The following is a 25,362-nucleotide window of genomic DNA, read 5'->3' as shown; positions in this document are numbered from 1 at the left end:
CCCACTGGTCGTCTCTTCGGAACGGGTCATTTCCTACCGGCCTCCATGACTTTACGAGCATAAGGAGGTCGTGGTCATGATTGATCCCACAACAGGCATGAAGGCGGGTGAGCGATACTCGGTGGAGAACGTCGAACGCGCGCACCAGTTTCCTGGCTTCTTTCTCGATGGAAAATACTACCTGGGCCCCGAGCTACTCACCGCCGTCGGCTGGTTGGAGGGCACTCGATTCATTTACGACAACTTGGATGCTGCGGGCGATCCTATTTTTCCTGATCGCGCGGCAGGTGATATTGAAGACCTGACCCTGACCTTGGTGGATGGCACAGCGTTGAGGTTGAGCAGACTGGATGTCAGCGCCACGACCGAAAAGGTTGAGGCGGTTGTTCAAACGGAGCCGGATGTAGCGTTGAACCACGCTCCTGCCGCAGTGATGTCGTCCGAACAGGCGAGGTCGTCCGAACATCTGCTCGCACCACAGAGCGGGCAGCCAAACTTGGAAGGCATCCGTTTAACCCGTAAAGACAAGATACCGTTGCTGTTGAGTGCGGCAGTCGTCGGTTTCCTCGCCGGATTGATCATCACCCATGCAAAACGCAGGCGCCGCTGAAGCAGCGTCCTTGAACTTTGCGCCTGGCCAAGAGCCCCTTCTTAGGTCTATCAAAAATGGAGACTCGATGATGAGTGCAAATTTAAGCGGCAAGCGCGTAGCTTTTCTAGTCACCGATGGTTTTGAGCAAGTCGAACTGACCGGGCCTCGTGACGCGTTGCTGGAGATTGGCGCGGTGGTCGACATCTTGGCTGACAAGGAGGGCAAGGTGCGTGGCTGGAATCACGACAAGCCCGCCGACGAATTTGCAGTGGATGCGACGTTCGACAATGCCCAGTTCGATCTTTACGACGCTATCGTGCTGCCTGGCGGCGTCCAAAACTCCGACACCATTCGACTGATACCCGGCGCTCAGAAACTGGTCAAAAGCCACCATTCAGCTAACAGGCCGCTGGCCGTGATCTGCCACGGTGCCTGGCTGCTGGTATCGACAGGCATTGCCCAGGGCAAGCAGATGACCAGCTACAAAACCTTGCAGGACGATATTCGTAATGCCGGGGGTAACTGGGTCGATGAGGAGGTGGTCGTGGATGGCAATCTGATCACCAGTCGCAAGCCTGACGATATACCGGCCTTTAACGAGCAGTTGATCAAAGCCTTGGCTGGCTGATAACGACGTATTGACTCCCAGGCATGCCTCAACGTCGTACCGCCGAAATACTTTCACTCAAGGCGGATAGAGCATCACCGTAGCGAAGCTCAGTGAAAGCACGCTTTAGAGAGGGCTGATACCTGCTTACAGCTTGAACCGCACGTGGATAGTGCTGTTTTTCTCATGGCGATCTACGGTGATTGCACTACCGCCATACCCCGAATAGCTCTTGATCAGGCGCATCCCCAAACCTGTACCGCTGGGCTTCGGGTAGGACTCAGGAAAGCCATCGCCCTCATCCGTCACCGTTATCAGGGCGTGATCCTGAGCCCCCTTCACGCTGACGGTGATTGTCCCCTTTCCATACTTCAGGGCGTTGGTAATCAGTTCAGAAATGACCAGGCCAAGCGGCGCCATCCTCTCTGGCGGCAGGATGAAGCTGTCAGCATCAAGGATGATTTTCCGATCAGCCAACGCCTTGCCTAAGTCACTGAGCAAGGCCGCCAGGTAATCCAAGGCACGTACATCTTGGGTGCCCGCAGTTTGATACAGCCGCTCATGGACACTGGCGATGGTGACTACTCGCTCAGCGGCTGTCTGCAACTGCAGCCTGACTGCCTCGTCCGGCGTGAGGTTGGCCTGCAGGAGGAGCAAGGTATTGACCAGGTGCAGGCTGTTTTTGACCCTATGATGGATTTCTTCCATGTGCAGATCAGTGGTGGTCTGGCGACTGTTTTGAGCCTCGATCAGCGATAACAACTCAGCTTCGTGCCGATGACGCTCAGTGATGTCTCGGGAAACCGCGATCAGCTTGTCCACGCTGCCATCCAGGCCCAGGATGGGGGCCAAGGTGACATCCCACCATTTCGGCTCGGCCTTGGCCGTAGGGCAATAGGCCTCGAAACGTGCAGACTCCCCGTTTGCGACTTTACCCACAGCATTTTGAACAAGTGCCCTGGATTCATCCGGCCATAGCTGCGACCAAGACAAGCCGCGCACCTGTGCGAGATCACCGATGTGCATCAGGCACATGCCGGCATCATTCATGAACTCGATCTCGCCATTCGCGGTAAGGATCTTGACGCAGTCCGGGCTCGCGTTGAGCATGCTTTCCGAATACGGATTGGGAGGGGGCGTGTTGGTCGATTCACTCAAGCGCTCCACTGCCATGGAAATAACGTTGGAGATGCCCTCAAGGAATACCAGATCGCTCTCGATGAAGTCATCGCCATCACCGCTGTCCGCCTCCAAGACCCCAAAAGGCCCCAGAATGCCTCTGATCGGGACATTGATCGCACGCTCGATACCGTATTTCTTGAGCAGCTCAGGTGTGCGAAAACGGAATTCCTGGCCCAGATGGTTAGACAAGACCGGTCTGTAGGTGGCAATCGCGTAGCCGGCAGGACTGGCCACATCACCTCCCACCCTGGCCCGACCTATATCCGACTTATCCCAACCGACGCCATGGGACAGAAGAAACTCATCGCTCTCGGGGATCGGCATCAGCACCTTGGCAAAACGTGTTTGCATCCCCTTGGCCACAGCAGCACAGGCTTGGGTGAGCAGCGCATCAAGGTCAGTCGACTTGAGAGACGTCACCCCGTATTCGACGACAATCTCATGCTGCCGATGAAGCCGGGCATGGGACTTCTGCAATGCAGCACGAATTGTTTCGTCAGGGGGTAGCTGTTGCATGGGGTGATCCCGCGATTCGATAACCAGAGAGGTGGTGTTCAAATTAGCGCACCCACAGATAAAGATGCATCAGCGGATAACCAATTTTTCATATGGTTTATCACCGCTCATCGCCCCGGCGCAACGACGAAACTTGTCTAAGCCCTAAGGAGAACAGGCAGAGGGTTTAAAGCGCATGCACAGCAACATTTTGGTAGTCGAAGATGACAGCACACTGCGGGAGCTCACGGCGGATGGCCTCGCCTCGCTTCCCGATGTCGTCGTCACCTCGTGTGCAAACGCTGATGAGGCATTTTATCTACTGAACAAGGGGTTCAAGGCTTCACTGGTGTTCACGGATATTCACATGCCTGGAGCGCTGGACGGCCTCGACTTGGCCAGGGAGATCTGGAGGCGATGGCCACATCTACCTGTGGTACTGACGTCTGGAGACGCGGTGATCGCCATTGACACCCTACCCGCCAACGCCGGCTTCATGGCTAAGCCTTGGACGCTTACAGATCTGATGACGACAATCGGGAAATACCTGCACTCATAGAGTGCTGCGTCAAACGAACTGATTATTCCAGCACGCGTTAACCGCCCGTCGCCCTGAGAGGGCATTCAGCCCAACACCAAGCTGTCGGATCTTTCTGAACAGGTATGAGCCTTCTCTACTGCAGGAGCTTTTACCATGCGGGACTACCCTACACCTCCCTTCCCATCCCAGCCCCAATCCATACCGGGTTCACAGAGCAAAATGGAGCCCTATCCAGACTGCGGTGAGCAATCGTATACCGGCCACAGTCGACTGGAAGGAAAAATTGCGCTCATCACCGGTGCTGACAGCGGTATCGGGCGCGCGGTTGCTATCGCCTATGCCCGCGAAGGTGCTCACGTTGCCATGGCCTTTCTGGATGAGCATGAAGACGCCCAGGAAACCGCACGCTGGGTCGAGGCAGCTGGACGACAATGCCTGCTTCTACCCGGCGATCTCGCCGAGAAGCAGCACTGCTATGACCTCGTGGACAAAACCGTCGAAACGTTTGGTCGCATCGACATCCTAGTCAACAACGCTGCGTTTCAAATGGCCCATGAGACCCTGGATGAGATTGATGATGAAGAGTGGGTGATGACCTTCGATGTAAACATCACCGCCATCTTCCGCATTTGCCAGCGCGCACTACCCTCCATGCCGAAAGGCAGTTCAATCATCAACACCAGCTCGGTCAACTCCGACGATCCATCGCCCAGCCTCTTGGCCTATGCAACCACCAAAGGCGCCATTGCCAATTTCACAGCTGGCCTGGCGCAGTTGCTTGCCAAGGACGGGATCCGGGTCAACAGCGTAGCCCCTGGCCCTATATGGACGCCCCTGATCCCGGCGACCATGCCCGATGAGGCCGTGAAGAACTTTGGGTCGGGCTATCCCATGGGTCGTCCGGGACAGCCCGTCGAGGTCGCACCGATCTATGTGCTGTTGGGGTCAGACGAGGCCAGCTATATCAGTGGGTCACGCTATGCAGTCACAGGTGGTAAACCGATCCTGTGAAGTAGCTGAGGCTCACCAATCTGGTGAGCCTCCTACCCGAACACTTCTACTTCAACGTTTGTGATGGCCATGGTCACGCGCAGTTTTCTGTGCCGTGGAATCATGAGAGGTACCGGTCGAGCCGTCGGGACGATGAGCATCATTGTCCCGCTCTTCCTCACCTTTTGACCTTGATTGTGAATTCGGCTTTTGTGAGTGCGCTTCTTTGTTCATGCTGCCCTCCTACTCCTTTCTCTCAGTGGCGGCATCGCGGAACTCACGATGCCCGCCCCTTCAAAGAAGGGAAGCCGAAGCGCCAGGCAAAGTTCAGGCTAGGTTTGCAAAACGGGATGGGCGGGTAGTAGCTGGGAGGAACCAACGCTCGCTGACTTGCGTCCACCGCAAAACAACAAGCGAGTCGATCTTCAAATGGCAACCGACCCCGTGCTGGCCGCGCTCGGCTACCTCAAAGACAACGAGTTGATCTTGACCACCGCAGAGTCATGCACGGCAGGCTGCATGGTGGCGATGTTGGCAGCTGTACCCGGCACCGGGGAAGTGCTGGAAAGCGGCTACGTCGTCTACTCCCCCGGCGCCAAAAAACGCTTGTTGGGCGTCAGTGCTGAGACTATCGAACGCTACGGCCTGACGAGCGAGGCAGTAGCTTGGGAAATGGCGTTGGGCGCCTTGAGGGACAGCGACGCTACTGTGGTCATCGCCACCACCGGCGTAGCAGGGCCGTCACCGGAATCAAGCATACCGCCAGGCACTATGTGCTTTGCCTGGGCGTTTGCCGGGGAACCGGTAGCCGTTTTCACCCGCACCCAACGCTTCTTCGGCGAGCGCTCAGAGGTCATGCGGCAAGGCGCACTTTTCGGACTTACCCGAATTTCCCACTATCACCAGCGCTGGCATCGAGGCGAGCGTGCCTAAGGGCCTTTCGTAGGTCGGATGCCCCGGTCTTGTTGCCAAAGATGCTCTGCTGCCAAACATCGTCGCCATTGAACCGCGTGGCGTGGCCATGACTCAACCACAGGCAAGTTCTTTCATCTGTCCATGATGAGGTACGCCATGAACGCCATCGACCTACTGATTCAAGACCACAAGCTGGTGAAGAAGCTGCTCGAAGAACTGTCGACCACCACTGAGCGGGCGGTGAAGAAGCGGGCTGAATTACTGCACAAGATCGAGCAGGAGCTAGAGATCCACACGAGGCTTGAGGAGGAAATTCTCTATCCGGCGATCAAGCAAGCCGGTGGCAAGGAGGAGGCGAAAATGTATTACGAGGCCAAGGAGGAGCACAGAACTGTCGACTCCCTCGTTCTCCCCGACCTCCTCCACACCGAAACTGGCACCGTCGAATTCGCCGGGCGGGTCAAAGTCATGAAAGAGCTGCTGGAGCACCACATCGAGGAAGAAGAAGGTGAACTCTTCCCCACGGCCAAGAAGCTACTTAGCAAGGACATCCTGGACGAACTCGGACACACCATGGAAATGCAGAAGAAGATGCTGAAGGGAGAGCAGCGCGCCGCCTGAAGAAGCCTGGATAGCTGCCAGCGGTTACTCGCTGGCAGCCTGGCCTCAAGGTTCAGACATACAACGGGGAGAGTTATATGGGGTATTGGCTAGGATTACTCGATTGGCCGGCCATGCTGATGACCGTGCTGGCCGCGTGGTGTATCGGCTCCCGCCGTCCTGGACGGCGCAAGATAGGTTTCAGCTGCTTCATTGCAAGTAATGTGCTTTGGGCGGTTTGGGGTTGGCAGGCAGAAGCGTGGGCATTGATCATCCTGCAGTTCTGCCTCTGCGCCATGAATCTGCGAGGGTGGCGAAAAAATACTCAATTAGAAGTTACGGCGTGACCGCGCTCACACGATTGGTAGGGATAGGCGGAACGTAGTGCCAGAAGACGAGTTGGACTCGACGTCGATAGACCCTCCATGCCTTGCCACGATCTCGCCCACGATGAACAGGCCAAGACCCAGCCCGTCTGAGGCCTCGTGATGCTCCGAGGACAGTCTGGAGTACCTGGCCTGGGGGTTGAATAGGTAGGGAACTATATCCGGCGGAATGGGCTTGCCCCAGTTATGTACGCTGAACTCAACCGCCTTAGGGCCCTGAGTCAACGTCACAGTGATGGGCCTGGCATGATCGCCGTGATGAAAGGCATTGGCGATCAGGTTGGAAAACACCTGCCCCATCCGGACAGCGTCAAACTGGCCAAGTGCTTGGCGGCCACCCTGCAAAACAACTGTGATCTCTGGCCGAGAAACGCGAAGCTCCTCCACCAGCGTATGGCACACCTGTGAGAGGTCAACCGCCTCTTTCTGGATGGGGATGCCAGAACCCAGGTTCGCTTTGGCGAGATCCAACAGATCAGTCACGATTTGCTTGGATCGCGTAACACTGGCCGCAATCTGGTCTGCAATTTTTCGGTCGCGCTGGGACAGTTGACCTTTACGGCTCAACATCTCGGCGCCCAGAAGGGCCGCAGTCATCGGGGTTCGTAGATCATGCCCAAGCACACCAAGAACCAATTTCCGGGTTGTCTCCACCGCGATACCGTATGAGATGATGGACTCGCCGAGAGCTTGATCAATGACCTCGTTGAAACGAATCATATCTTCGATATCGCGGGGCTCTACGGCCATCTGAGGCGGCAGCCACCGGCGCAGCACGCTTGCGCGCAATGCACGATACTCAGCAACAACCTGATCGAGCGTGAAACCAGCATCAAGCCGGCTTACGGCATGGACTTGGGCGGCAGTTTCGACAGGGCTAGCGGGCTGCATGCCACGAGACTTATCGAACTGCTGGATGGCAGTCTGGGGTGACGCCATATCCAGAGCCACGGTACGCAGGATAGTCTCGGCGTGATTTCGCAGACCCGCATCGTCGAGGTTGGGCAAAGGCGTATCTACTGTGCGCGCAAAATCCTCCCATGCCTGGAGGATCGGTTCCATGTTTTGAAGAATGAATTCTGCCAATCTCATGGGTGCATCGCCATCGAAGTACGGACACCTAGCATAGACCAGCAGAGCGCCAGGTAGAGCGTCCAAACAATGGTTGATAGTCCCTTTATGGTGAGCTCGCTAGGAGCAAAAGCCCTTGACATAGCGTCAGCAGGTCACTCGTTCTCTGCTGCAGTCGTGTCCAGTAATGCACCATAAAGTGGGACAGCAACCGCACCTGCTAACACCTGCCAGCATCGCCATAGAAAAAGCCCCCATCAGGGGCTTTAGCAAATCATCAGTGGAGCGTGTTACTGGACAAGCCAACCTTCCACCACATCGGAGCCGTACTCGGCTTTCCATTCCTTGAGCAGCTTGTGATTGCCACCCTTGGTCTCGATGACTTCGCCGTTGTGCGGGTTCTTGTACTGCTTGACCTGACGCGCACGACGCGGAGCCTTTTCAGCTGCTGCTGGGGCGGCGGCACGACGGTTCGCTTGAGGATCCAGGATGTTGATGATGTCACGCAGGCTGTAACCGTATTTATTCAGCAGATCGCGTAATTTGGTCTCAAATTCAATTTCCGCCTGCAGCTCGGAGGAGCCTTTCATAGCTTCCAGTTCGGCCAGTTGTGCAGCCAATGTTTGCTCAAGCTTACGGAATTCTGCGAGACGGGACATAGATGCTTCCTCAAATACCAAATGAAATTATCGGTTTACTGTAAACTACTTTCAGCTTGTCCTACTAAAATTTTGAGTATTAACTGTCATCATTGTTCAATTTCTAAGTAGGGGCCGGAGATCCGGCATCTAAAGTTTCTGCCGGCGCGAAGTTCGCGCTTGATCGTCACAGCGCTTGAAGCGACAGAAAGCCCAGCACAGACAACCTTCATACATCCTTGACTAGGCTTTCACTTAATTTTCACGCCCGGAAGGTCAGTCTCTAGCTATCCCTACGTGTGATAGACCTTGCCCGCCTAGCAGCGGGCTTTCTTTTGCCTGTGGCCGCTCCCGGCTGGCCAAGCAGAAACCTCTCCTAGCATCGGACTACTTGGGTGTGCCAGTCCCGACAAGAAGTGCGAGAGAAACTCAGTCGCGAACGGCCCAAGCCATCCCGTCTGGTCGACCACCAACATCAAGCTCGCTTGCGACCTCCAAGGTCTTGAAGTCGAAAATCACGATCTTGTTGTCCGGCGTGCAGGAAATGAAAGCTCGATTGTCGACCGGATCCATCAGCAGCGCAGCACCGCGTCCGGCCTTCAATCGTTTCACCTCCTGCCGGGTCTTGGCATCAAGCACCAACAGCTCCCCAGTACCAACACTCGCAACAATGACGTACTTCCCGTCTGGGCTAATGCCCAGACGGTGGGCGCCGGTCATATGAAGATCCTGCTGGTGAACCTTGGCAGTGTCCAGATCCACTATCGACAGTACGCCCTTGGGAGTGGCCGTCCATAGCTGACGGCCGTCGGCGCTCACATCCAATCCTTCAGCGCCCTGCCCCACCTTCACGGGTGTTTGCCGCCAATCCAAATGCGGCTTTGCCCCTGCCGGCAATACACCGGTCGGAGGCACTGTGGGCTCCACCATGACCTCACGCAGCAAACTCACCGTTCCCGAATCAACGTTGGTGGTGTACAGCGCCTTCGCGTCAGGCCGCACATACAACATGTGAGTGGTGTTTTGTCCGGTACCCATCACCCAATCGACCTTGCCAGCCTCAGGGTCATAGCGAGCGACTGATTGTGAACCTTGTGCGGTGAACCACAGCTTGTCCTGGACATAAGCAAGGCCATGAGGGCCGAGCAAAGGGGCTGTATCAATCGACGGCAGCGCCTTGAGGTGCTCGAGGTCGAGCACATTGATTTCGTGGAACAGACCGTATCCGGTGTTCGATACATAGGCCCGGGTACCGTCAGCCGAAGCTACGACTTCGTGCGGATCCGGGCCAACGGGAAGACGCGCAATGACCTTGAGGGTATCGGGGTCGATCACGCAGAGCGTGTGATCAACTTTCGAAATGGCCAACAACGTTCGAGCAGGATGCTCAGGGGTGGCAATGCCGGCCAAGGGAAGCGTGGCGACGAGAGCTGCAAGCAGAACATGGGAAACACGCATCAACATTCCTCCTGAAACCTCGACTCAAACGGTGACCAGACCCTTGCCGTGGAAAGTGCGGTTCTGCAGTCGCTCAAGGTGAACCGGCAACTCCTCGAAGGCAGCAACAGTCACTTCATCGACTTGCCATTGGTTGCGCGCCATTGCCGACAAAATCTCCTCACCCGCATCCACCAGCTCTTGCCAGGTGCGGTCATCACCGTAAGCATGTGATGCGCCCAAAGCCACTTCATGAATCGATAGCGTGCGGGTGAAGGGTGGAATTGGAGAGGCCGCAAGACGATCCTGAACGCACACCAGGTGGCCATTCGCACGAAGCGCCGGAACAAGCCAGCCGGCATGCTGGTCATTGACCGTATCAATCACGGCGTCAAAACGCGGCCCTTGCTCCCAAGGCTCGGTGAGCGGCCCTGGCTGGCATTCATTTACACCCAGCTCGCTCAACCTTCGGGCATGCCGAAGGCTGCTCAGGCTGGTGACAGCCAGACCTCGGCGCACGGCTAACTGGATCAAGTGATTGGCTACCGACCCGCCCGCCCCGCTCACCAATAGCGTCTTACACGCCTGCGGAAGTTTCTCCAAAGCCAGCCACGCAGTCAGCGCAGGACAGGGCATGCTCGCGGCCTGCTCCCAGCGAACGCCTGCTGGTACGCGAAGCAACGCTCTCGCCTTGACGGCGACGTACTCGGCATAGCTGCCGTGCCTGGCCAAATGCTGATGATAACTAACGCGCTGTCCTACCCATCCATCCGCAACACCTTCACCCACCGCGACCACCGTCCCTGCGCCATCGACTCCCGGCACATGCCCCGGCTGCCAATCGACCAAGCTGCCGCCCAGAACTTTCCAGTCCACGGGGTTAAGGCCGATCACGGCATTGCGAATCAACACGTCACCGGGTTCGACCTCGGGAAGAGGACGCTCGACCAACGCCAGGTCAGCCGGGTTGGCGCTTCCTCGCCATTCAAAAACCCTGTGGGTAGTGGGTAATGTCATGATTGATAAGCCCCCGCCGAGTAGGTCAACTCGTAGCTGTGGCTGTAGATTTCCAGGATGTTGCCGAACGGGTCTTCCATGTAGACCATGCGATACGGCTTCTCGCCCGGGAAATACTCACGTACCGGCATGCGCTGCTTGCCACCTGCGGCGACGATTTTTGCGGCCAGGCCTTCCACATCTGGATCCTGAACGCAGAAATGGAACACTCCGGTTTTCCAGTATTCGAAGTTGCTCTCTGGACGTTCAGCGTTACGGAACTCGAAAATTTCCACGCCGATCCGATCACCCGTCGACAGGTGAGCAATACGGAACGATCCCCAGCCGGCACCAAAGACATCCGTACACATCACACCAATTGCACTGCCATCTTCGGTGATGGTCGTGGGAGGCATGATCAGGTACCAGCCCAGTACCTCGGTGTAGAACTTGACGGCGCCGTCCAGATCGGTGACCGACAGGCCGATGTGGGAGAAATTGCGTGGATACACGGACATGGTGAGTAGTCTCCAACAGGGTATGCCCTACCCTATCCTCGCCTACGTATAATTGAAACAACACCTAGATTATGGTTACGATAAGACTTCATGATGGTTAATCCACAGTGGCTCCGATCTTTCGCAGTGCTTGCCGATCTCGGAAATTTCACCCGCACCGCTGAGCATTTGAATCTTACTCAGGCAGCAGTGAGCCAGCACATTCGGAACCTTGAACAGCAGTTTGGCAGCCTGCTCATACGGCACCATCGGCACGTAGAGCTGACACCGGCGGGAAGCGCCTTGCTGGATTACTTCCGGGAAATGGAGCGAGCTGGCCGAGCCCTGGATGCTCGCCTAACTGCCGCCGAGCAGGATGTAGGCGACATCAGCTTAGTGACGCCGGGCAGCATCGGACTGGCGCTCTATCCGCTACTGCTTGACTATCAACAAGCCCATACCGGGCTTACCATTCGCCACAGATTCGCCCCCGACACAGAGGTGCTCGAAGCAGTGCTGAGCAATCGTTTCGAGATGGGAATTCTGACTTTCAAGCCGGACAACGACAGGATCAAGGCGGAGAGGTTTGCTGAGGAGCCACTGGAGTTGATACTGCCAGCTGCAACGCCCTATGTTGGATATGAGACGCTGACAGAGCTCGGCTTCATTGATCACCCTGATGGAGTCGGGATGGCAACACGCTTACTCAGTCGGAGGTATCCGGATGCACCAAGTGTGCGCGAGATCCAGACACGAGGCTTCAGTAACCAGGTAAGCCTGATATTGGAACCTGTTTCCCGAGGCCTTGGCTTTACTGTGCTTCCGAGATTCGCCAGGCGTGCCTTCTACAAACAGGACGCTTTGCAGGTAGTGGAGTGTGGGAACCCTGTGGTGGACACGCTCTGGCTCATCTACAGATCCGAATGGCCTCTGTCGTCCCGAGCCAGGCGAGTCATTGACGAGCTGCAGCACCGCTTGGGTGTAACTACTCGCCACATGTGAGTTTCAAGGTGAGATTAGAACTTCACGCCCGTGCAGCATCGATCAGACCATCCAACCAATCCTGATGACCATTGATCATCGGGTTCGGTTTGGCCTTCGCAAGCGCCTGTGCAGGTTTTCCAATCTGGGTCTCTTGCGTGAGGATCCGCACCCGACCACCTTCCAAGTCTTCGATCAGCCATGCATGGTGAACGTCCAACTTGGTATCACCCTCCCCGGCCCAGCCATGCCAGGCGATTCGACCCGGACTGTCTGCCGATGGGGGCTCAAACTCATTGCACTGCGCCTCCACAGGAAAACCAAAGGTCTCGAAGTAGAAGCGGACGCCGTTCGCGAGCTCCGGGCCAGCATGGTCGTAGAGCCGGATGTTGGCAGAATTGGCGTAATACGTCGGCCAGCAGGACGGGGAAGCTAGAAGCGGCCATATGTCCTCCGCTTTCAAGCCTGAAACGATGACTTCGTTCGAAGCAAAGTTGTCGGTAAAACCGGGTAGGTAGCCTTCAGGCCAGATGATCTCATTCATGGTCTAACGCCCTCTTGAAGTTGGGATGGAGGGATAATCAATGGTAAGGTCAAATAACGCCAATCGTCATTAATTATCCAGGGCATCATGAAATCTGATATCAGGCATTTCGACCTCAATTTGCTCAAGGCCCTGGACGCGCTACTGGACGAACGTAGTGTCACCAAAGCTGCCCAGCGCTTGTCACTGACCCAACCCGCCGTGAGCGGCATGCTTACCCGTCTCAGGGATAGCTTCGATGACCCTCTTTTTGTCAGAGCACAGCGTGGTATGGTGCCAACGCTGCGTGCACAACAGCTCTCAGCTCCGGTAAAGCAACTCATCAGCGACCTGGAGGCCTTACTGCAGCCTGAGGCCTTCGATCCGGCGACAAGTACCATCCTCGTCACGGTGGCCGCGACTGACTACGCTCTTCGAGCGGTCGTTGTGCCCTTTCTAAGCACCCTTCGCAAACAGGCCCCCAACATCCGCGTAGCAGTAAAAGCGGTAGATATCTCCAGCCTTCCAACTCAACTGGAACAGGGCGAGGTCGACATCGCCTTGGTCACGCCAGAGATGACCCCGCCAGGCGTGTCATCGCAGAACCTATTCGATGAGCGCTACGTTTGTGTGATGCGGGCAGACCACCCTGATGCGCATATACCCACACTGTCGCTTGACCGCTTCTGCGAGCTCGATCATGTGCTGGTTTCGCCGGCAGGTGGCTCCTTCAATGGAGTGACCGATAAAGCGCTGTCGCAGATCCATCGGCAACGTAGAGTCAGTGTATCGGTCTCCAGCTTCCTCATCGTTCCTGAATTGCTCAGTACCAGTGACATGATTGCAGTGATTCCAGAAAGACTGACGCCAACTGATAAGTCTCTGATCTTAAGAACGCCACCAGTCGACATTCCTGGTTTTACCAAAGCGATGGCTTGGCATGAGAGGACAGATCGAGATGCCGGCCAACGGTGGATACGATCAATCATGTTGGAAACCTGCGGGCGCTGAGAGCCATCGGACGAAGTGATATACCCATCCCTGGCCCAGGAGGCGCACGGAAACCATGAATCGCAAGGATTGCTTAGGGCTCATCTCGGTGGACTTCTTCTGAGTATGTCATCAGCCGCGTTCAGTACGAACGTTGATCAACCGACTAGGCCTATTTCCTTGTCCACACCAGCCTTGCAGTGAAGCAACTTCAGGATGTAATTTTCCTTCTCCTTCTCGAAGCGGAATGTCGGAACAGGCATCGAAATAGCGAACCGCCCCAAAACTGTGTCCAACGCAACGGCGGTGGTGGTGATCCCTTCCATGAGCTCTCCATGGTCGCAAGAGACCTTGGTCTGCCTTATCACGTCCAGTTGCTTGAGAATTTTCTCAGCCGATGCCGTATCCGGTGGAGTGAATCCTTCCGTTTGGAGCAAGGCCCGAACCTCTTCATCGCTGTCTAAAGCAAGGATTGCTCGCCCCGCCGATGTGCCGTAAAGCGGCTTGTCCAATTGACCCAGTCGAGGCATCACCAGCAGTTCACGGTCAGCTACGATCCGGTGTTCAACCACCAATTGCAATCCACTTGGCCTGGATAGAACGACGGTCTCATTGATGGTCTCACTGAGTCTCTGCAGCCAGGGCCCAAGCACTGTAATCCGGTCAGCATGAGCGTAGGTAACAAGCCTCAGCAGACCGGCTCCGAGGCTAATTCCCCCAATTCCTTCACTCCGCACCATACCCTGATCTTCAAGCGCGCCAACAATTCGCTGAACGGTTGAACGAGGTAGCCCAACCTCCTGCGCGATATCACCCAGACTCAAGCCATCGGGCTTTTTTCCGAGCAAATACATGATCCTGGCTGCTCGAGCGATGACCTGGATTCCACCGCTCTTCTCATCGTTTCCTGCCTGCTGATTGCGTTCGTCCACAGTCACCTCCGTATTTTCGGTAACTGTACCACATTGCGGTACGAATCACTTTACGGTACAGTTATCGCATTGCGGTACAGCCAACCTAGAGGCGAACCATGCTCAGAGAGTTTTCAATCGCAGGCGTTTTGATCAGTCCGATGGTGCTATGCGCCTTTATCGCCGCAGGTCTTACGGCGGTAACCAACTTCCTCCTTCAGCGCTCTTTGCTGAAACATTTGCTTCCGAACCGCTCCTGGTTGGGCGTTTCGCTATTCATTTGCTACATCGCAGCAACCGTTGCCTTCCTTGATGGAGAGCTGAGATGAAAGGTACTTTGCGGATCACCATGACCCTCCTCATAGCTGCAGCAACCGTTTTTTCGGGCTCATGGGTGTGGAATCACTATCGGCAGTCACCTTGGACACGAGACGGCAGAGTGAGGGCTGATGTGGTGATCGTGGCACCAGATGTCGCTGGCTGGGTGACCAAGCTCTTGGTGCGCGATAACCAATCAGTGAAGAAAGGGGATGTGCTTTTCGAGATTGATAGGGCTCGATATCAAGCAATCCTGGATGAAGCGAAGGCGACGATGGAACACGGCAAGCATTCTTGGGAGCTGGCCAAGACTCAAGAAAAGCGACGCGTGCCACTCGCTAAGATCAATGCGATCAGCGCCGAGGATCTGGACAATGCACGGTCGCAGGTTTTGCTTGCGAAGTCCGAGTTCGAAATAAGTAAAGCGCAGTGGGAAACAGCCCAGATCAATCTCACACGCACGCGGGTCGTAGCACCTGCTGACGGAACGATCACCAACGTCAAACTGCAGGAGGGCAACTACGTAACTCAGGGTGGCCCAGCATTTTCACTGATCAAAGATGACTCGTTCTACGTCACAGCCTATTTTGAAGAAACGAAATTGCCAGGTATCCGTGAAGGGGATGCTGCTGATGTCACGCTCATGAGCGAAGGTGAGCGTCTACAGGGACATGTTGTAAGCATTGCAAAAGGGGTTGCCAACACCAACACGCAAGCTGACACGATGCTGTTGCCCCAGGTACAGCAAGCTTTCAATTGGGTGAGGCTTGCGCAACGGATTCCTGTAGATATCAAGCTCGACTCTATTCCCGAAGGCACTCGCCTAAGCGCGGGCATGAACGCTTCGGTCAAGCTTTCACCCTCGCTCTCGCGAGTTGCGAATCTATGAAGGCGATCCTAATTCACTACCTGCAGCCCAATCTACGTAGTGTCCTTTTTGCAGCCAAAGGGTTGTCAGCCGTTGCCGTGGCACTCGCAGTGTCGATGAGCTTGGATCTCGATAAACCATTTTGGGCCATGGTTGCTTCGATGATGCTGCAGGCTCGTCCTGAAAGGGGATTGGTAATCGAAAAGGCTCTCTGCTTGGTTATCGGTTCGACCCTGGGCGCCTGTGTTGCCGTGCTCATCTTGAACTACCTCATGCCATACCCCCTCTTGGCAATCGGCGCCTTGGCTGTCTGTGTTGCAACCACATCCGCGATTGCCTCAACGGAACGGCACGTCAACTTCATTTTTGGCACAGCCCTGATCTCAGTGACAGCCATCCTTATCGTGATGTTTGCGATGGCGGATCCTACAACCACGACCAGTGAATCGATCTTCATGCTTATACGTGCCCGGCTGACCGAAGTGATGGTTGGGGCAAGCTGCGCGACTTTGGCAAGCGTTTTCCTGTTTCCCTTCAAGGTAGAAACACTACTGGCTGGCCACACTCGCAGCCTTCACTCAGCATGCCTCGCATACGCCCAGGCGCTAGCCAACTCCCCACAAGACAGAATGCTGCTACACCAGAAGCGTCTGGAGATTGTCGGCTTGATATCGCTGATAAATGATGACTCAAATGCTGGGCGATACGAGCTGGCGAATAACGTTTCCCGGTCACTCCGGATGGGCCACAACGCACTCACACTAGCTGCGAGCGGTCATACCGTTGAGCGTTTGTTCAACGAACGAGAAAGCGCTACCAGCCAACCGCTCGCAGGCATCGCACAGCCTTTTTTAAGGGAGGTCAACCAAATCTTGAAGCTTGACTCCCAGTCTCAAATGCGTGGGCTCCGAGCGCTTTCAGATAAAGTGCAAGCGGCTGAAGGAGGTAGCCCAGCAGCCGCTCTGGCCAATGCATCAAAGGCATTTATACGTGCGTTACTGGCCATAATCGAAGGAGCTGAGTCCTCGCCCCAAGGGGAGCCTTACCAACAAATAAGTATGCGCTTGAAGCGTCACCGTGATTGGCCTGCAGCAGCAAGATCTGCCACCCGGAACGCTCTCGTTTTCGTTGCGGCGGCGACACTGTGGGTAGCGTCAGATGGGGCTGCCACACTGATTATGATGATGGTACTACCGACGCTTTTCTCACAAATGTTCGCAGCAGCACCGTCGCCGACGTTGATCGTTCGGAGACTCATCACCGGGGTGGTAATAGCGGTGCCTGTTGTAGTTTTTTGGGTGCTCCCCTTGATTGCACAGGGCCCGAACCATTTTCTGGCACTTATGCTGGCTCTGGCTGGGCCTCTATTTCTAGGTCTGATGGCCATGACCTCGCCTGCGTTTACACCCTATGGGCTTGGATTCTGCCTCACCGTCGCTGTGACGGTGCAACCCAGTAACTACATGGCATTTGCTGTAGATCAATCTGTGTCGATAGGACTTGGCATCATTGCGGGGCTTGGGCTCCTCTTTATCGGCTTTGCGCTAGCAGGCCCGCCCAAAGGCCTGTGGCTTCAGCGCCGAGTGGTGAAATCATTGGAGAGAGATCTCAGAGTGATGCAGAGGGACGGAAAATCTACCTCGTGGTTAAATCAACGAGCTGGCGAGCGGCTCTCGTACCTCAGTGCATATGAGCCAGGATCCTGTGAGGGTAAGGAGCTCACGGCTCTAGGATTTTCACTACTGGAAACAGGCCACTGTCGTTCACGGGATAAGGCTCAAGCGACGTGAGCCTGCCATGCGATCACACGCTCACGCATTGGCCTGGCGCGCTTGATCTCGCCATCGCTTTGGTGACGCGCCAGACCAGCGATTGAAGGCATGAGTAAAGCTCGAAGTCTCCGTATAGCCGAGTAGCTCTGCTAACCGTAGCATCAGCGTCATTCAACGGTGGCGACGTGGGCTTTTCAGGATCGTTGATGAAGGGTACGTCGCTTGGCCCCTTCTCTTCAGAGCCTTCAGTTTTCGGCTGCATGGCAAAACCTCCAGGGAAGTAAATGCAAGTGTTCAGGCACCTTCGGCACCACCTGAGAATTTGCCGACATCGATAGGTTGGGGAACGAACTCACGGCCATTGCCGGCAAGTCGCCACTTCACATTCGCGATGCCATAGCGCTCGGCGACGGGACGGCTGACCAGCTTGATTTCCTGCTGACTGAACCTTGGGATGATGCCGACGCCGGCGTCGCAACTGGCCCAATGCCAGGCCACGGGGTTATCCATTTTTTCCAAGCGAATAATGAACGTTCGGCTCTCACCATGGAGGGTGTAATCGATCACGAATAATTGCTGCCCAGCCACGTCAGTATCTCCCTTTGACCCATATTTCCTGAGGGGATTTACGCTTAAAAATTCAATTGAAAAGTCTCACGGCAGACCTGGCGCTCAACCACCGGCCAACCACCAACAGATTGGACTGAAGTCCATTGGTCATCCCTTCGGAACACGTACTGTCTCGGTCACAAGGAGAATCCTCAGATCAACTAGAGACTTTCGCTTGCTTTGCTGCCAAAAACGCCGCAGTCCATAGTTGATCTGCCAGCCACTCGGCTTCAGCGGGGCTGAGCATCCAGGCTACCCAGCCGAATTTGAGCATCCAAAATGCAGGCGGCGGGCCCGAGTTTGGAGATAGTCGTCCTCCAGCGGTAGCGGTTGTGATCCACCTATACACCAATCAGTTCGCTTCATCGTTTCGAGGAAGCCGCCCGTAAGCATCGTTCTTAAGGATAGAGTCTCCCTCATCTTCGAACATAACGCCGATCCATCGCGTGCGCTGCATGGTTGAAACCTGCACGAAGAAGCAGTTTTCACACAGGTGCAACTCGTACTCTTCGCCGCAATGTGCAGAGCCCTCGCCCCATGATGCATGCATCGTCCCGAACTGCAGTTGACCAGACTCAACAAGTGTTGAATCTCCGCACATGTCGCAAATGACATCTGTGACCATATCTGGATCGGTTTCGCTGGTAACCTTCAATCAGCTCCCTTCTCCCTGCTGCTAGGTAGTTAATCATTATCGCCCCCAGCTGAGAATTCTAGTGCTGAGCCTTCGAGCCCCCTCGCGCTCCCTCTGCAGCCCAATCGCAGACGACATACGTGCTGTTGAGAGTTCGCGCCAACACATAGCCCTGAAGCTCTACATAGCTAACGATGTTGGAGGTGCGAATGGGATCACCATCATCAAATCGTCGCTCCCGATCACCGAAGACCACCCCTCTCAGGAAAAGCTCATGCGGCCCATACTCAACCGAGGACAGGTACGCAGTGATTTCCAACTCGAATTCAGTATGCATCGCTTTAGCTACCGAGCTGGGCATGGCCGATGGGGAGACATCGACGATCTTGGAAGTGGAAAGCGGCGCTCGCCGTTTGACCATGTTGTACCTCCTCTATGATGACGCCCAAGTAACGCTGCGCAACAGACGCCACCCAATAGGCCAACCAGTAACAGTCGATTAGATATGCGCATGATAACCTCGGGCCATGTTTAACCCGAGGAGCGCCCCACTTGAACCAACCACGCGTTTCTGGCTACTACGAAACTCTCTTGACTGCTCCCGTCTTCTCCGCTGACCCTATCGGTATACGGCAGAGCCAGCGTTGGCAGTTGATCGTTGATGACATTCACCTCAGCACCACGGAAGGTGACCTGCGTGAAGCTCGCGGCAAAGCTGAGGGTTACATCCAGGGCCTGGTAGATGCTGGGCACCTCACAACCGACCGCCTTCGAGACTTTAAGATCTTGAGCAGCATTCACCGGCGGCGCGTCGCCCTACGAACCTAGAGCACGGCACCTTCTACTCGATGTTCCAGCGCACGGAGGCGCCTGGCTATTCTGTTAAGCAGCTGGCAGCTCTGGCTTGTCAGCAAACTCAATGAGCGCCCTCAAGCTCGCTCTTCCAGACTCTCTATTGAACGTCGTCAGCACATAGTTGCCACTGTTCGTGGACGCCACCCAGAACCTGCCAAACTTCCGTAATTCGTAGATCGGAGCGGTCTCCAGAATGTGCCCGTCTGCATGCTGCTCGTGGGGCCCCGGATCGTTGTGGCCAAACACGATACCGACTGCTCGCTCGGACGAGATGAACACATCACTCAGGTAAGCAGTGATCGGCACAGAGTACTTCTGCACCATGGCACGATCGATCCGCTTGAGCTGGAAATCCGAGAGCTCTTTGACGTGGTATTGGATGACTACTTCGTCTGACATTCGTTGTTCCTGCTCCTACTTCTGACCCTGGTGCTCGATGCACGGGCAACGCACAACGGCAGATTAAATCTCGATGGTGAATTCCGGCGAGAACCCGGTACGCTCGCCCGGATACCCTCTCGGGTTAGATACTACTCGACAGCCTGAAACGACCGTGTCAACGGCGTGATGCGTGTGGCCAAAAATCCAAACATCAGCCTGAGCAACCAGGTCATGCCACTGGTTGAAGTACGCCGCGCCGAGATGACCTTCATGGCCATTGCCGGCGACATCCTGGATGGGGCAATGATGGGTAACGACCACTGTCGTACCATCGAAATCCTTCGCTAGCTCTGTGGACAGGAACTCGCGTGTCACGATATTGCGAGCGATGAGATCGACAGGGCGAAGTTTGCTGAAACCCACCCCGATCCGGATCCTCTTGAAGTCCGTCATCAACTCGGCGCATACCCTCATCGCCGCTTTGTAATCGCCCGTGGCGGTGTAGTCAGTCCAGGCTGTCGCGACCAAAAAGCGCGTGTTGCCGATGATCAGGATCTGGTTGTCCAAGACGTGCACGTGCTCTGCAGCCACGTCACGCATCTTGGTGAGTGTGCGGTCGATGTTGCCCTTGTAGTGCTCGTGGTTCCCACAGACGTAGATCACGGGGCATTGGAAGGTGTCGTTCGCCCATGCCACTCCCCGGCTACGCAAAGAGATGTCGCCAGCCAGCACAACCAAATCGCACTCCGTCGCAGGAGGCTGGAAGTCCGCGAACTCCAGGTGCAGATCCGAATAGATCAAAATTTTCATCGAGTCAGCAGAGTCCTGTCCGAGGGCTGATCGTGTCTCCGGTGCCTCCATGGAGGCCCGGCTACTGATAGTTACTTGAAGGTTTTGCAGAAGCACTGGGCAACAACAGCGGTGTTGGCCATTGAAACCTTGTCGTGCCTGTTCAACACCGATCTATCGACTGGAGAAGGATGAGGAAGCCAGCTCTACCGACGGATCTCTTGAAGCTAGCGATGACGTAGTTACCTTCTCGGCTACCGACAATCCAATACCGCCCCTCTTTCCATGCCCGTAGAACCTTCGACGTCTGAAGGAGCGCTCCCTCTCCTGTCCAATAGCCGTAGTCCTGCTCCAAATGATCAAAAGAAATGCCCCTGCAGCGACCCTCGATGATCGCCGCATCGCTGAGAAAAGCCGTGATGGGCACGCTGAATTTCCCGAGGCTTGCTTGCACCAAGCGTCTCATCTGAAAGTCACTTAACAGCTCGGTAAGGAAATCCACGGAATTCACTCCAGGCATCTGATCGGAGCTCCCAGCTGAATAGTGCAACTGGGGCCGTCCGCGAAAAGCTCGCTCATTCGGCTTTAGCCGGCTAGTGATGGCGGATTCGGGTCACTCAGGATCACCCCAGGCCCGTCGCATTTCGTTCTCATTTGAAATTCCCCACCTATCTCGTCTCAAACGTTCAATGAGCTCTGCTCGAAGCTCTTCAAGGCTAACTTGGCCGTCTACATAAGCCTGCAATCGAGCACGGCGTTCAGCAGAAAGCTTCCCTCCATCGAGCGCTAGGCAAGCGATTTCTGCTGCCACGGCTTCATGACGGCGTTCGCGTTCGATCTCATCAATGTCCATGGCACCTCCACGCCGGCCTGCCAAAGCCTCCATCGGAACGGAAGCCTGGCTATGAACCACTACTTGAAGGCTTTGCTAAAACGCTGAGAAAGCTCAGCAACCCCGATCAGCGCCCAGCCTTCGGGGTCACTGCTCTTCTTGATGAAGTTGATCGCACACCCGAGCATGAACACGCCTGCAGCAATGCCTTCCCAGAACGCCCAAACGAAAGTGGTCGGTACCAAGTAACTTGGGCTCTCGCTACCCGTGAGCAGGTAGATGAAATACGGGGATGCGAAGCAGCCGATGATGAAAGTCAAAATCATCAAAGGAATTGCAGACACAAGAATGAGGATCGGCACCTTGATCTGATACTCACGGGCGGCCACCAGCGTGCCGTTCTCGCCCTTCATGGCGTAGATGATGGCCTTGTTTTCCATCTTGTCCTTTTTCTTGGTGAAGATGCCGTACAAGGTGACACGCTGCACTGGCTCGATCTCTTCGTAGATCTTCCCTGGCAGCAAGACTTTCGGCAGCACCTGCCCGTCGATGACAATGCGGGCAGTAAAAGTACCCTGCTCAGTGGCTGTCACCTTGAGAGTCTCGATCACTCCGGTGACCTGTCGGCAATCAAATCTAAACAAAATCTGCTCCTGCAATTATTGAGCGCGTAATTAACCGCACCACCTGAAAGGCGGCGTGTTTGAACGTGATGAAACAGCTACGCGCGAAACGAGAATCCGGTACTCAGTGACGTTGAATCCTAAGACCTTACGGTATTGGTTCGTGCCCCTCACTTGCGCGCACTCGTGTAGACGTCTCCTGAGCTGGTGACAAATTCATAAACCGGACAGCTCTCAGTACCAGGCTGTATGCGGATTTCCGAAAGCACCTCAACTGACAGTCCCGAGCGCTTCGTCATAGCAGCAGGTGCGAGCAACTGGATTTTATTGATGCTGTGTGCTTCGACTCTCTCACCCTTACAAAGAGAGTCCAGATCGTTCACATCAGACACAAGCCGCGCCCAAGGGCCAAAGCTGCCATCGACCAGCCCGCATCCCTCCACCAGGAAGTAGTAGCTGCCAGGATTGAGCTCAACCGCCTTCCAGAGCAGCCGTTCACTGTCATCAGCTTTGAAACGACCTTTGAGCGCATGTCCGTTGGTTACAAACACCTTCACTACCTCGTTATCGACACTCGTTGCCAGAGAGCGGACACTGGCAATAGATGCTTAAAGTTCTTGACGTCGCACAGATCGGGCATACCCCGCATTGGTGCTCTTCCGCTTTCTGGGGGAGCTTGATTTCTGCGGTTTTCCACCTGCTGAACCTCGTTTAGCGGTGCTGCTGAGACGACTGACAGTGTCCTGCGGCCCCTCTCTAACCTCAGCACAGAGCTCTAGGGTCATCCCGCGACTACGAATAATACACTAATTTGGCGTTTATTCGTAAAGCTTGGATGTGGCTATATCCTGACTTTTGAGCAAGTCATGGATCTGAGAACCGCTTTCGCAGGGGTGCTGCGCGCGCTCCGCCTCGTCCGTGGTGCCCGGTATGCCGATCTCTCGGACGCTACGCATCGTCGCAAAATCGCTGAGCTTGAGAACGCTCAGACGAGCACCACCCTTGAGCAGTTCGACGCACTCGCAGAATCCTTAGGTCTTGATTCGATCGCTCTGATGGCGTTGTGTGTGTCTGTACGTGAAAAGGCTGTCACACGTGACAGGGTGCAGGAGTCGATGTGCAAGCTTGTCGACTTTGAGGCAGCCGGCGGTATGGAGTTGATCCAGGAGCAGTTCGACGCTGTCGGATCTTTGGTCAAGCGACCACGTGGCAGGCCACTGAATGCTGAAAATGAGAAGGCGGTGCTCGCGCTTAGAGCTGAAGGTCTGTCACCTCAGCAAGCTGCTACCAGGTTGGGATTGGCGCTGACGTCGGTGATGGAGTATTGGAGGAAATAAGCCGGCAAGACTCTAAGTTTCGCCAGGGCAAGCGCTGCAGCTGTACCAACCATAGATAGTCCACGTGAGGACATGCACAACCTCGAAACCGCAAGAGTCGGCGTGACCCTCGATACGTTCGAAGCATTTGCTTCGGAGCTTCAGGTCGATGTTCCCACCTCCTACCGCCTCATCGAGCATTGGGCACAGCCAATCTTACAGCGACCTACTCCTGCACCTCAAAAACGATAGCCAGCAACTAGCCAAGCTTTGCATGTTAGCGAAATGGCACGGGGGGTTTGAAGATGGATCGCTCGTCATGAACAAGACTGGACGGAGGACACCTCCGGATACGATAAATGCTATCTTGACTTGTCGAGCTCAAAAAATGTATCAGAAAGAAACGGCCGAGACTGCAGGCGTTTCTGCCACCATGGTAAACCGTATTTGGAATACTACAACTCGCGAGTAAAGCTCTTAGAGTGCGGTTTTAAGACTAACGTCTGCCGTGAACCGTACTGTTCGAACAAACATTATGTACCACGCATTGTATATTTTCATTATTATTGAAGTTACTGGCAATGGCATCATCCATATCCACGCACAATTTCATATACCTCCGTGCCTTACAGTCAATGACACTCGATTTTAGCGCGTCACTTGGATTATCCATGAAGCAATACGAATCCCAGTAGCCTCCATGACCGGAAAAATTTATGCCATTAAAAAATCCGGGCATTTTAACTGGGAAAAATTGAATATCATACCTATTACCGAACACGATAAACTTACAGTCGACCTGATCAAGCTTTCTGAGTGAATTCCATACCTCGTAAAAATCCGCTAATGTACAGACCGCGCCATACTCTACCTCACAACGCAACAAAATATGATGATAAGCCCCTTTTGCTCTAACTGGAATGAAGCTTTTAAAATTCAACCCGGAGTTTAAAAATTCATAAGGCGTGGCCGTCGCTAGTGATGAAAAAACGATTAAATATGCAAGCACGCACGGGCATACAGCCCTTGAATCGAGCTTACACCAGCTATCTCTAGGCACTGAGCTTAGTCTCGCCAAGCATTTCCTGTGAGAACGCAAGTAAGTCCTGAAAATAAACCTACGAACAGACTTAAGCATTGCGAGTCTTTCACCACAGCTAACTTGGGGTTGTCTTCTCCTAATCGGTCTCCGCTGAGGGCTATGTAGTACATCATGAAAGGGGATCTCCCATACCGATTTCGAATGAGGCAATTTCAGTGCCGATACACGGCCTTGATCACTGCGCGGAGATCCTAAATTACCTAAGCGCTCCGTAAGAAAATCAATAGGCAGCTGAATTTCCCGAGCGTCATGCAAGCTTCTTTTTTCAACCAATATCCTATATGCATTATGCCCAACCAATTCGATACTTCTAGCTACCCAGGCCGTATACTGATCGCACCAAGCCTTGACTGCGTCTTTAAATTCCATGCCAACTATGGCTGGCGCGGTCACATCAAGTATAATCGACAGATGCTCACACTCATCAGCGGACTCATAGACCCCCTTGGTTACACCGAACTTACAATTAAGAACATTCGTGCAATTTTGGCACATTTGAAGTTCTATGTTGTGCCAAGGACAGCGGGTTATGTGGCTGAAATAAAATATTACAGAGTGATAGCCATGCTTAATGCATTCGGAGCAGTGCCGAATTTCGATGCTTGGTCGGCAATAACGTGGCGTGCACTCACTGCTCTTCGGAAACGGAAACCAACCATCTATAAATGAATATTTCAATGAACCAAGCTTAAGCTCCAAAGCTGATTCTAACCTCCAATGAGGGATGTGCTGACCGCACCACCATATATTACCCTGCCTACCCCAAGGCACAACAGCACTAGGATCAATAATCTCCAAAAGTCGTCGAAAATTCGGAATCGCATTCCATTTAAGAATGTGCAAAAAAATCAACCATGATGACGCGTAAGGAATAGACTCACCTGCATGAATGAGCTTTACACGTATTCTCT

30 protein-coding genes and 1 pseudogene are annotated in these 25,362 nt (G+C 54.6%); 14 read left to right on the top strand and 17 right to left on the bottom strand.

What is annotated here, in order from left to right:
- Window positions 1–76: 76 nt before the first annotated feature.
- Window positions 77–400, top strand: a pseudogene (locus tag C2H86_RS28455) (SDR family oxidoreductase); the annotation flags it as partial.
- A 280-nt stretch (window positions 401–680) separates the two neighbouring features.
- Window positions 681–1,220 carry a type 1 glutamine amidotransferase domain-containing protein gene (locus C2H86_RS26045; RefSeq protein ID WP_159413001.1) on the top strand — a complete coding sequence of 180 codons (540 nt, stop codon included), beginning with the start codon at window positions 681–683 and terminating at the stop codon, window positions 1,218–1,220.
- A gap of 126 nt (window positions 1,221–1,346) precedes the next feature.
- On the opposite strand, the gene C2H86_RS26040 is transcribed toward C2H86_RS26045, so the two are convergent.
- Window positions 1,347–2,897, bottom strand: coding sequence for a sensor histidine kinase (locus C2H86_RS26040; protein ID WP_159410528.1), 1,551 nt, complete (start codon window positions 2,895–2,897; stop codon window positions 1,347–1,349).
- A 175-nt stretch (window positions 2,898–3,072) separates the two neighbouring features.
- Between C2H86_RS26040 and C2H86_RS26035 the strand changes: the two genes are divergently transcribed.
- Together C2H86_RS26035 and C2H86_RS26030 are read left to right on the top strand one after the other, a co-directional pair.
- Window positions 3,073–3,435 (top strand): response regulator, encoded by a 363-nt coding sequence (locus C2H86_RS26035; RefSeq protein ID WP_159410527.1) that lies wholly within the window; start codon window positions 3,073–3,075, stop codon window positions 3,433–3,435.
- Between the two features lie 135 nt (window positions 3,436–3,570).
- The gene (locus tag C2H86_RS26030) at window positions 3,571–4,428 is read left to right on the top strand and encodes an SDR family oxidoreductase (RefSeq protein WP_159410526.1); all 858 of its coding nucleotides are present in this window, start codon (window positions 3,571–3,573) and stop codon (window positions 4,426–4,428) included.
- A gap of 51 nt (window positions 4,429–4,479) precedes the next feature.
- Here C2H86_RS26030 and C2H86_RS28260 read toward each other — a convergent pair whose 3' ends face one another.
- Window positions 4,480–4,641 carry a hypothetical protein gene (locus tag C2H86_RS28260; RefSeq protein ID WP_205524572.1) on the bottom strand — a complete coding sequence of 54 codons (162 nt, stop codon included), beginning with the start codon at window positions 4,639–4,641 and terminating at the stop codon, window positions 4,480–4,482.
- Window positions 4,642–4,836: 195 nt separating this feature from the next.
- Here C2H86_RS28260 and C2H86_RS26025 point away from each other — a divergent pair, with 195 nt between their 5' ends.
- The 3 genes from C2H86_RS26025 (at window position 4,837) to C2H86_RS26015 (ending at window position 6,269) form a co-directional block, all read left to right on the top strand.
- Window positions 4,837–5,340 carry a CinA family protein gene (locus tag C2H86_RS26025; protein ID WP_159410525.1) on the top strand — a complete coding sequence of 168 codons (504 nt, stop codon included), beginning with the start codon at window positions 4,837–4,839 and terminating at the stop codon, window positions 5,338–5,340.
- A 138-nt stretch (window positions 5,341–5,478) separates the two neighbouring features.
- Entirely contained in the window at window positions 5,479–5,943 is a 465-nt protein-coding gene (locus C2H86_RS26020; protein ID WP_159410524.1) for a hemerythrin domain-containing protein, read from the top strand.
- Between the two features lie 77 nt (window positions 5,944–6,020).
- Window positions 6,021–6,269 carry a hypothetical protein gene (locus C2H86_RS26015; protein WP_159410523.1) on the top strand — a complete coding sequence of 83 codons (249 nt, stop codon included), beginning with the start codon at window positions 6,021–6,023 and terminating at the stop codon, window positions 6,267–6,269.
- Window positions 6,270–6,275: 6 nt separating this feature from the next.
- Here the strand turns inward: C2H86_RS26015 and C2H86_RS26010 are convergent, their stop codons facing one another.
- From C2H86_RS26010 to C2H86_RS25990, 5 genes are all read right to left on the bottom strand, one after another.
- Window positions 6,276–7,400 (bottom strand): sensor histidine kinase, encoded by a 1,125-nt coding sequence (locus tag C2H86_RS26010; protein ID WP_159410522.1) that lies wholly within the window; start codon window positions 7,398–7,400, stop codon window positions 6,276–6,278.
- Between the two features lie 269 nt (window positions 7,401–7,669).
- Window positions 7,670–8,038, bottom strand: coding sequence for a histone-like nucleoid-structuring protein, MvaT/MvaU family (locus tag C2H86_RS26005; protein ID WP_159410521.1), 369 nt, complete (start codon window positions 8,036–8,038; stop codon window positions 7,670–7,672).
- A 408-nt stretch (window positions 8,039–8,446) separates the two neighbouring features.
- Complete coding sequence (locus C2H86_RS26000; protein ID WP_159410520.1) at window positions 8,447–9,475, bottom strand: YncE family protein; 1,029 nt, start codon at window positions 9,473–9,475, stop codon at window positions 8,447–8,449.
- A 24-nt stretch (window positions 9,476–9,499) separates the two neighbouring features.
- Window positions 9,500–10,471, bottom strand: coding sequence for an alcohol dehydrogenase catalytic domain-containing protein (locus tag C2H86_RS25995; RefSeq protein ID WP_159410519.1), 972 nt, complete (start codon window positions 10,469–10,471; stop codon window positions 9,500–9,502).
- Entirely contained in the window at window positions 10,468–10,968 is a 501-nt protein-coding gene (locus C2H86_RS25990; RefSeq protein ID WP_159410518.1) for a lactoylglutathione lyase family protein, read from the bottom strand. Before C2H86_RS25990 ends, C2H86_RS25995 begins: the two co-directional genes overlap by 4 nt.
- 90 nt (window positions 10,969–11,058) lie before the next feature.
- Here C2H86_RS25990 and C2H86_RS25985 point away from each other — a divergent pair, with 90 nt between their 5' ends.
- Window positions 11,059–11,949, top strand: a complete 891-nt coding sequence (locus C2H86_RS25985; RefSeq protein WP_205524571.1) for a LysR family transcriptional regulator — start codon at window positions 11,059–11,061, stop codon at window positions 11,947–11,949.
- A gap of 22 nt (window positions 11,950–11,971) precedes the next feature.
- Here the strand turns inward: C2H86_RS25985 and C2H86_RS25980 are convergent, their stop codons facing one another.
- Window positions 11,972–12,472, bottom strand: coding sequence for an SRPBCC domain-containing protein (locus C2H86_RS25980; protein WP_159410517.1), 501 nt, complete (start codon window positions 12,470–12,472; stop codon window positions 11,972–11,974).
- Window positions 12,473–12,559: 87 nt separating this feature from the next.
- On the opposite strand from C2H86_RS25980, the gene C2H86_RS25975 reads away from it, so the two are divergent.
- Window positions 12,560–13,462: a LysR family transcriptional regulator gene (locus C2H86_RS25975; protein WP_159410516.1), complete on the top strand. Its 903-nt coding sequence runs from the start codon at window positions 12,560–12,562 to the stop codon at window positions 13,460–13,462.
- 137 nt (window positions 13,463–13,599) lie between these two features.
- On the opposite strand, the gene C2H86_RS25970 is transcribed toward C2H86_RS25975, so the two are convergent.
- On the bottom strand, window positions 13,600–14,373 hold the full coding sequence (locus C2H86_RS25970) for an IclR family transcriptional regulator (protein WP_159410515.1): 774 nt from the start codon (window positions 14,371–14,373) through the stop codon (window positions 13,600–13,602).
- Between the two features lie 98 nt (window positions 14,374–14,471).
- Between C2H86_RS25970 and C2H86_RS28830 the strand changes: the two genes are divergently transcribed.
- From C2H86_RS28830 to C2H86_RS25955, 3 genes are read left to right on the top strand one after another with little or no spacing between them, the layout of a single operon-like run.
- Entirely contained in the window at window positions 14,472–14,681 is a 210-nt protein-coding gene (locus C2H86_RS28830) for a DUF1656 domain-containing protein (protein WP_159410514.1), read from the top strand.
- Window positions 14,678–15,559 (top strand): efflux RND transporter periplasmic adaptor subunit, encoded by an 882-nt coding sequence (locus tag C2H86_RS25960; protein WP_159410513.1) that lies wholly within the window; start codon window positions 14,678–14,680, stop codon window positions 15,557–15,559. The genes C2H86_RS28830 and C2H86_RS25960 overlap by 4 nt, the downstream gene beginning before the upstream one ends.
- Window positions 15,556–17,328 (top strand): FUSC family protein, encoded by a 1,773-nt coding sequence (locus C2H86_RS25955; protein ID WP_159410512.1) that lies wholly within the window; start codon window positions 15,556–15,558, stop codon window positions 17,326–17,328. The genes C2H86_RS25960 and C2H86_RS25955 overlap by 4 nt, the downstream gene beginning before the upstream one ends.
- Before the next feature lie 276 nt (window positions 17,329–17,604).
- Here the strand turns inward: C2H86_RS25955 and C2H86_RS25950 are convergent, their stop codons facing one another.
- The 8 genes from C2H86_RS25950 to C2H86_RS25915 all read right to left on the bottom strand — a co-directional run bounded on the left by C2H86_RS25950 (window position 17,605) and on the right by C2H86_RS25915 (window position 22,584).
- Window positions 17,605–17,898 (bottom strand): DUF6555 family protein, encoded by a 294-nt coding sequence (locus C2H86_RS25950; protein ID WP_159410511.1) that lies wholly within the window; start codon window positions 17,896–17,898, stop codon window positions 17,605–17,607.
- 373 nt (window positions 17,899–18,271) lie between these two features.
- Window positions 18,272–18,574, bottom strand: a complete 303-nt coding sequence (locus C2H86_RS25945; RefSeq protein WP_159410510.1) for a hypothetical protein — start codon at window positions 18,572–18,574, stop codon at window positions 18,272–18,274.
- Between the two features lie 58 nt (window positions 18,575–18,632).
- Complete coding sequence (locus tag C2H86_RS25940) at window positions 18,633–18,974, bottom strand: hypothetical protein (RefSeq protein ID WP_240349644.1); 342 nt, start codon at window positions 18,972–18,974, stop codon at window positions 18,633–18,635.
- Window positions 18,975–19,435: 461 nt separating this feature from the next.
- Window positions 19,436–19,807, bottom strand: a complete 372-nt coding sequence (locus C2H86_RS25935; RefSeq protein WP_159410509.1) for a hypothetical protein — start codon at window positions 19,805–19,807, stop codon at window positions 19,436–19,438.
- Window positions 19,808–19,870: 63 nt separating this feature from the next.
- Complete coding sequence (locus tag C2H86_RS25930) at window positions 19,871–20,599, bottom strand: metallophosphoesterase family protein (protein ID WP_159410508.1); 729 nt, start codon at window positions 20,597–20,599, stop codon at window positions 19,871–19,873.
- Window positions 20,600–21,191: 592 nt separating this feature from the next.
- The gene (locus C2H86_RS25925; protein ID WP_159410507.1) at window positions 21,192–21,431 is read right to left on the bottom strand and encodes an antitoxin VbhA family protein; all 240 of its coding nucleotides are present in this window, start codon (window positions 21,429–21,431) and stop codon (window positions 21,192–21,194) included.
- A gap of 59 nt (window positions 21,432–21,490) precedes the next feature.
- Complete coding sequence (locus C2H86_RS25920) at window positions 21,491–22,021, bottom strand: hypothetical protein (RefSeq protein WP_240349643.1); 531 nt, start codon at window positions 22,019–22,021, stop codon at window positions 21,491–21,493.
- 182 nt (window positions 22,022–22,203) lie between these two features.
- Window positions 22,204–22,584 carry a hypothetical protein gene (locus C2H86_RS25915; protein ID WP_159410506.1) on the bottom strand — a complete coding sequence of 127 codons (381 nt, stop codon included), beginning with the start codon at window positions 22,582–22,584 and terminating at the stop codon, window positions 22,204–22,206.
- 315 nt (window positions 22,585–22,899) lie between these two features.
- Here C2H86_RS25915 and C2H86_RS25910 point away from each other — a divergent pair, with 315 nt between their 5' ends.
- Together C2H86_RS25910 and C2H86_RS25905 are read left to right on the top strand one after the other, a co-directional pair.
- A complete protein-coding gene (locus C2H86_RS25910) occupies window positions 22,900–23,370 on the top strand; it encodes an XRE family transcriptional regulator (RefSeq protein ID WP_159410505.1) in 471 nt (156 codons plus the stop codon).
- 1,330 nt (window positions 23,371–24,700) lie between these two features.
- Complete coding sequence (locus C2H86_RS25905; protein ID WP_159410504.1) at window positions 24,701–25,120, top strand: hypothetical protein; 420 nt, start codon at window positions 24,701–24,703, stop codon at window positions 25,118–25,120.
- Window positions 25,121–25,362: the final 242 nt, after the last annotated feature.

Source organism: Pseudomonas putida, from assembly GCF_009883635.2.
GTDB classification, from domain to species: Bacteria; Pseudomonadota; Gammaproteobacteria; order Pseudomonadales; family Pseudomonadaceae; genus Aquipseudomonas; species Aquipseudomonas putida_W.
The sequence above is the reverse complement of the archived record's forward strand: the minus strand, read 5'-3'. Positions and strand labels throughout refer to the sequence as shown.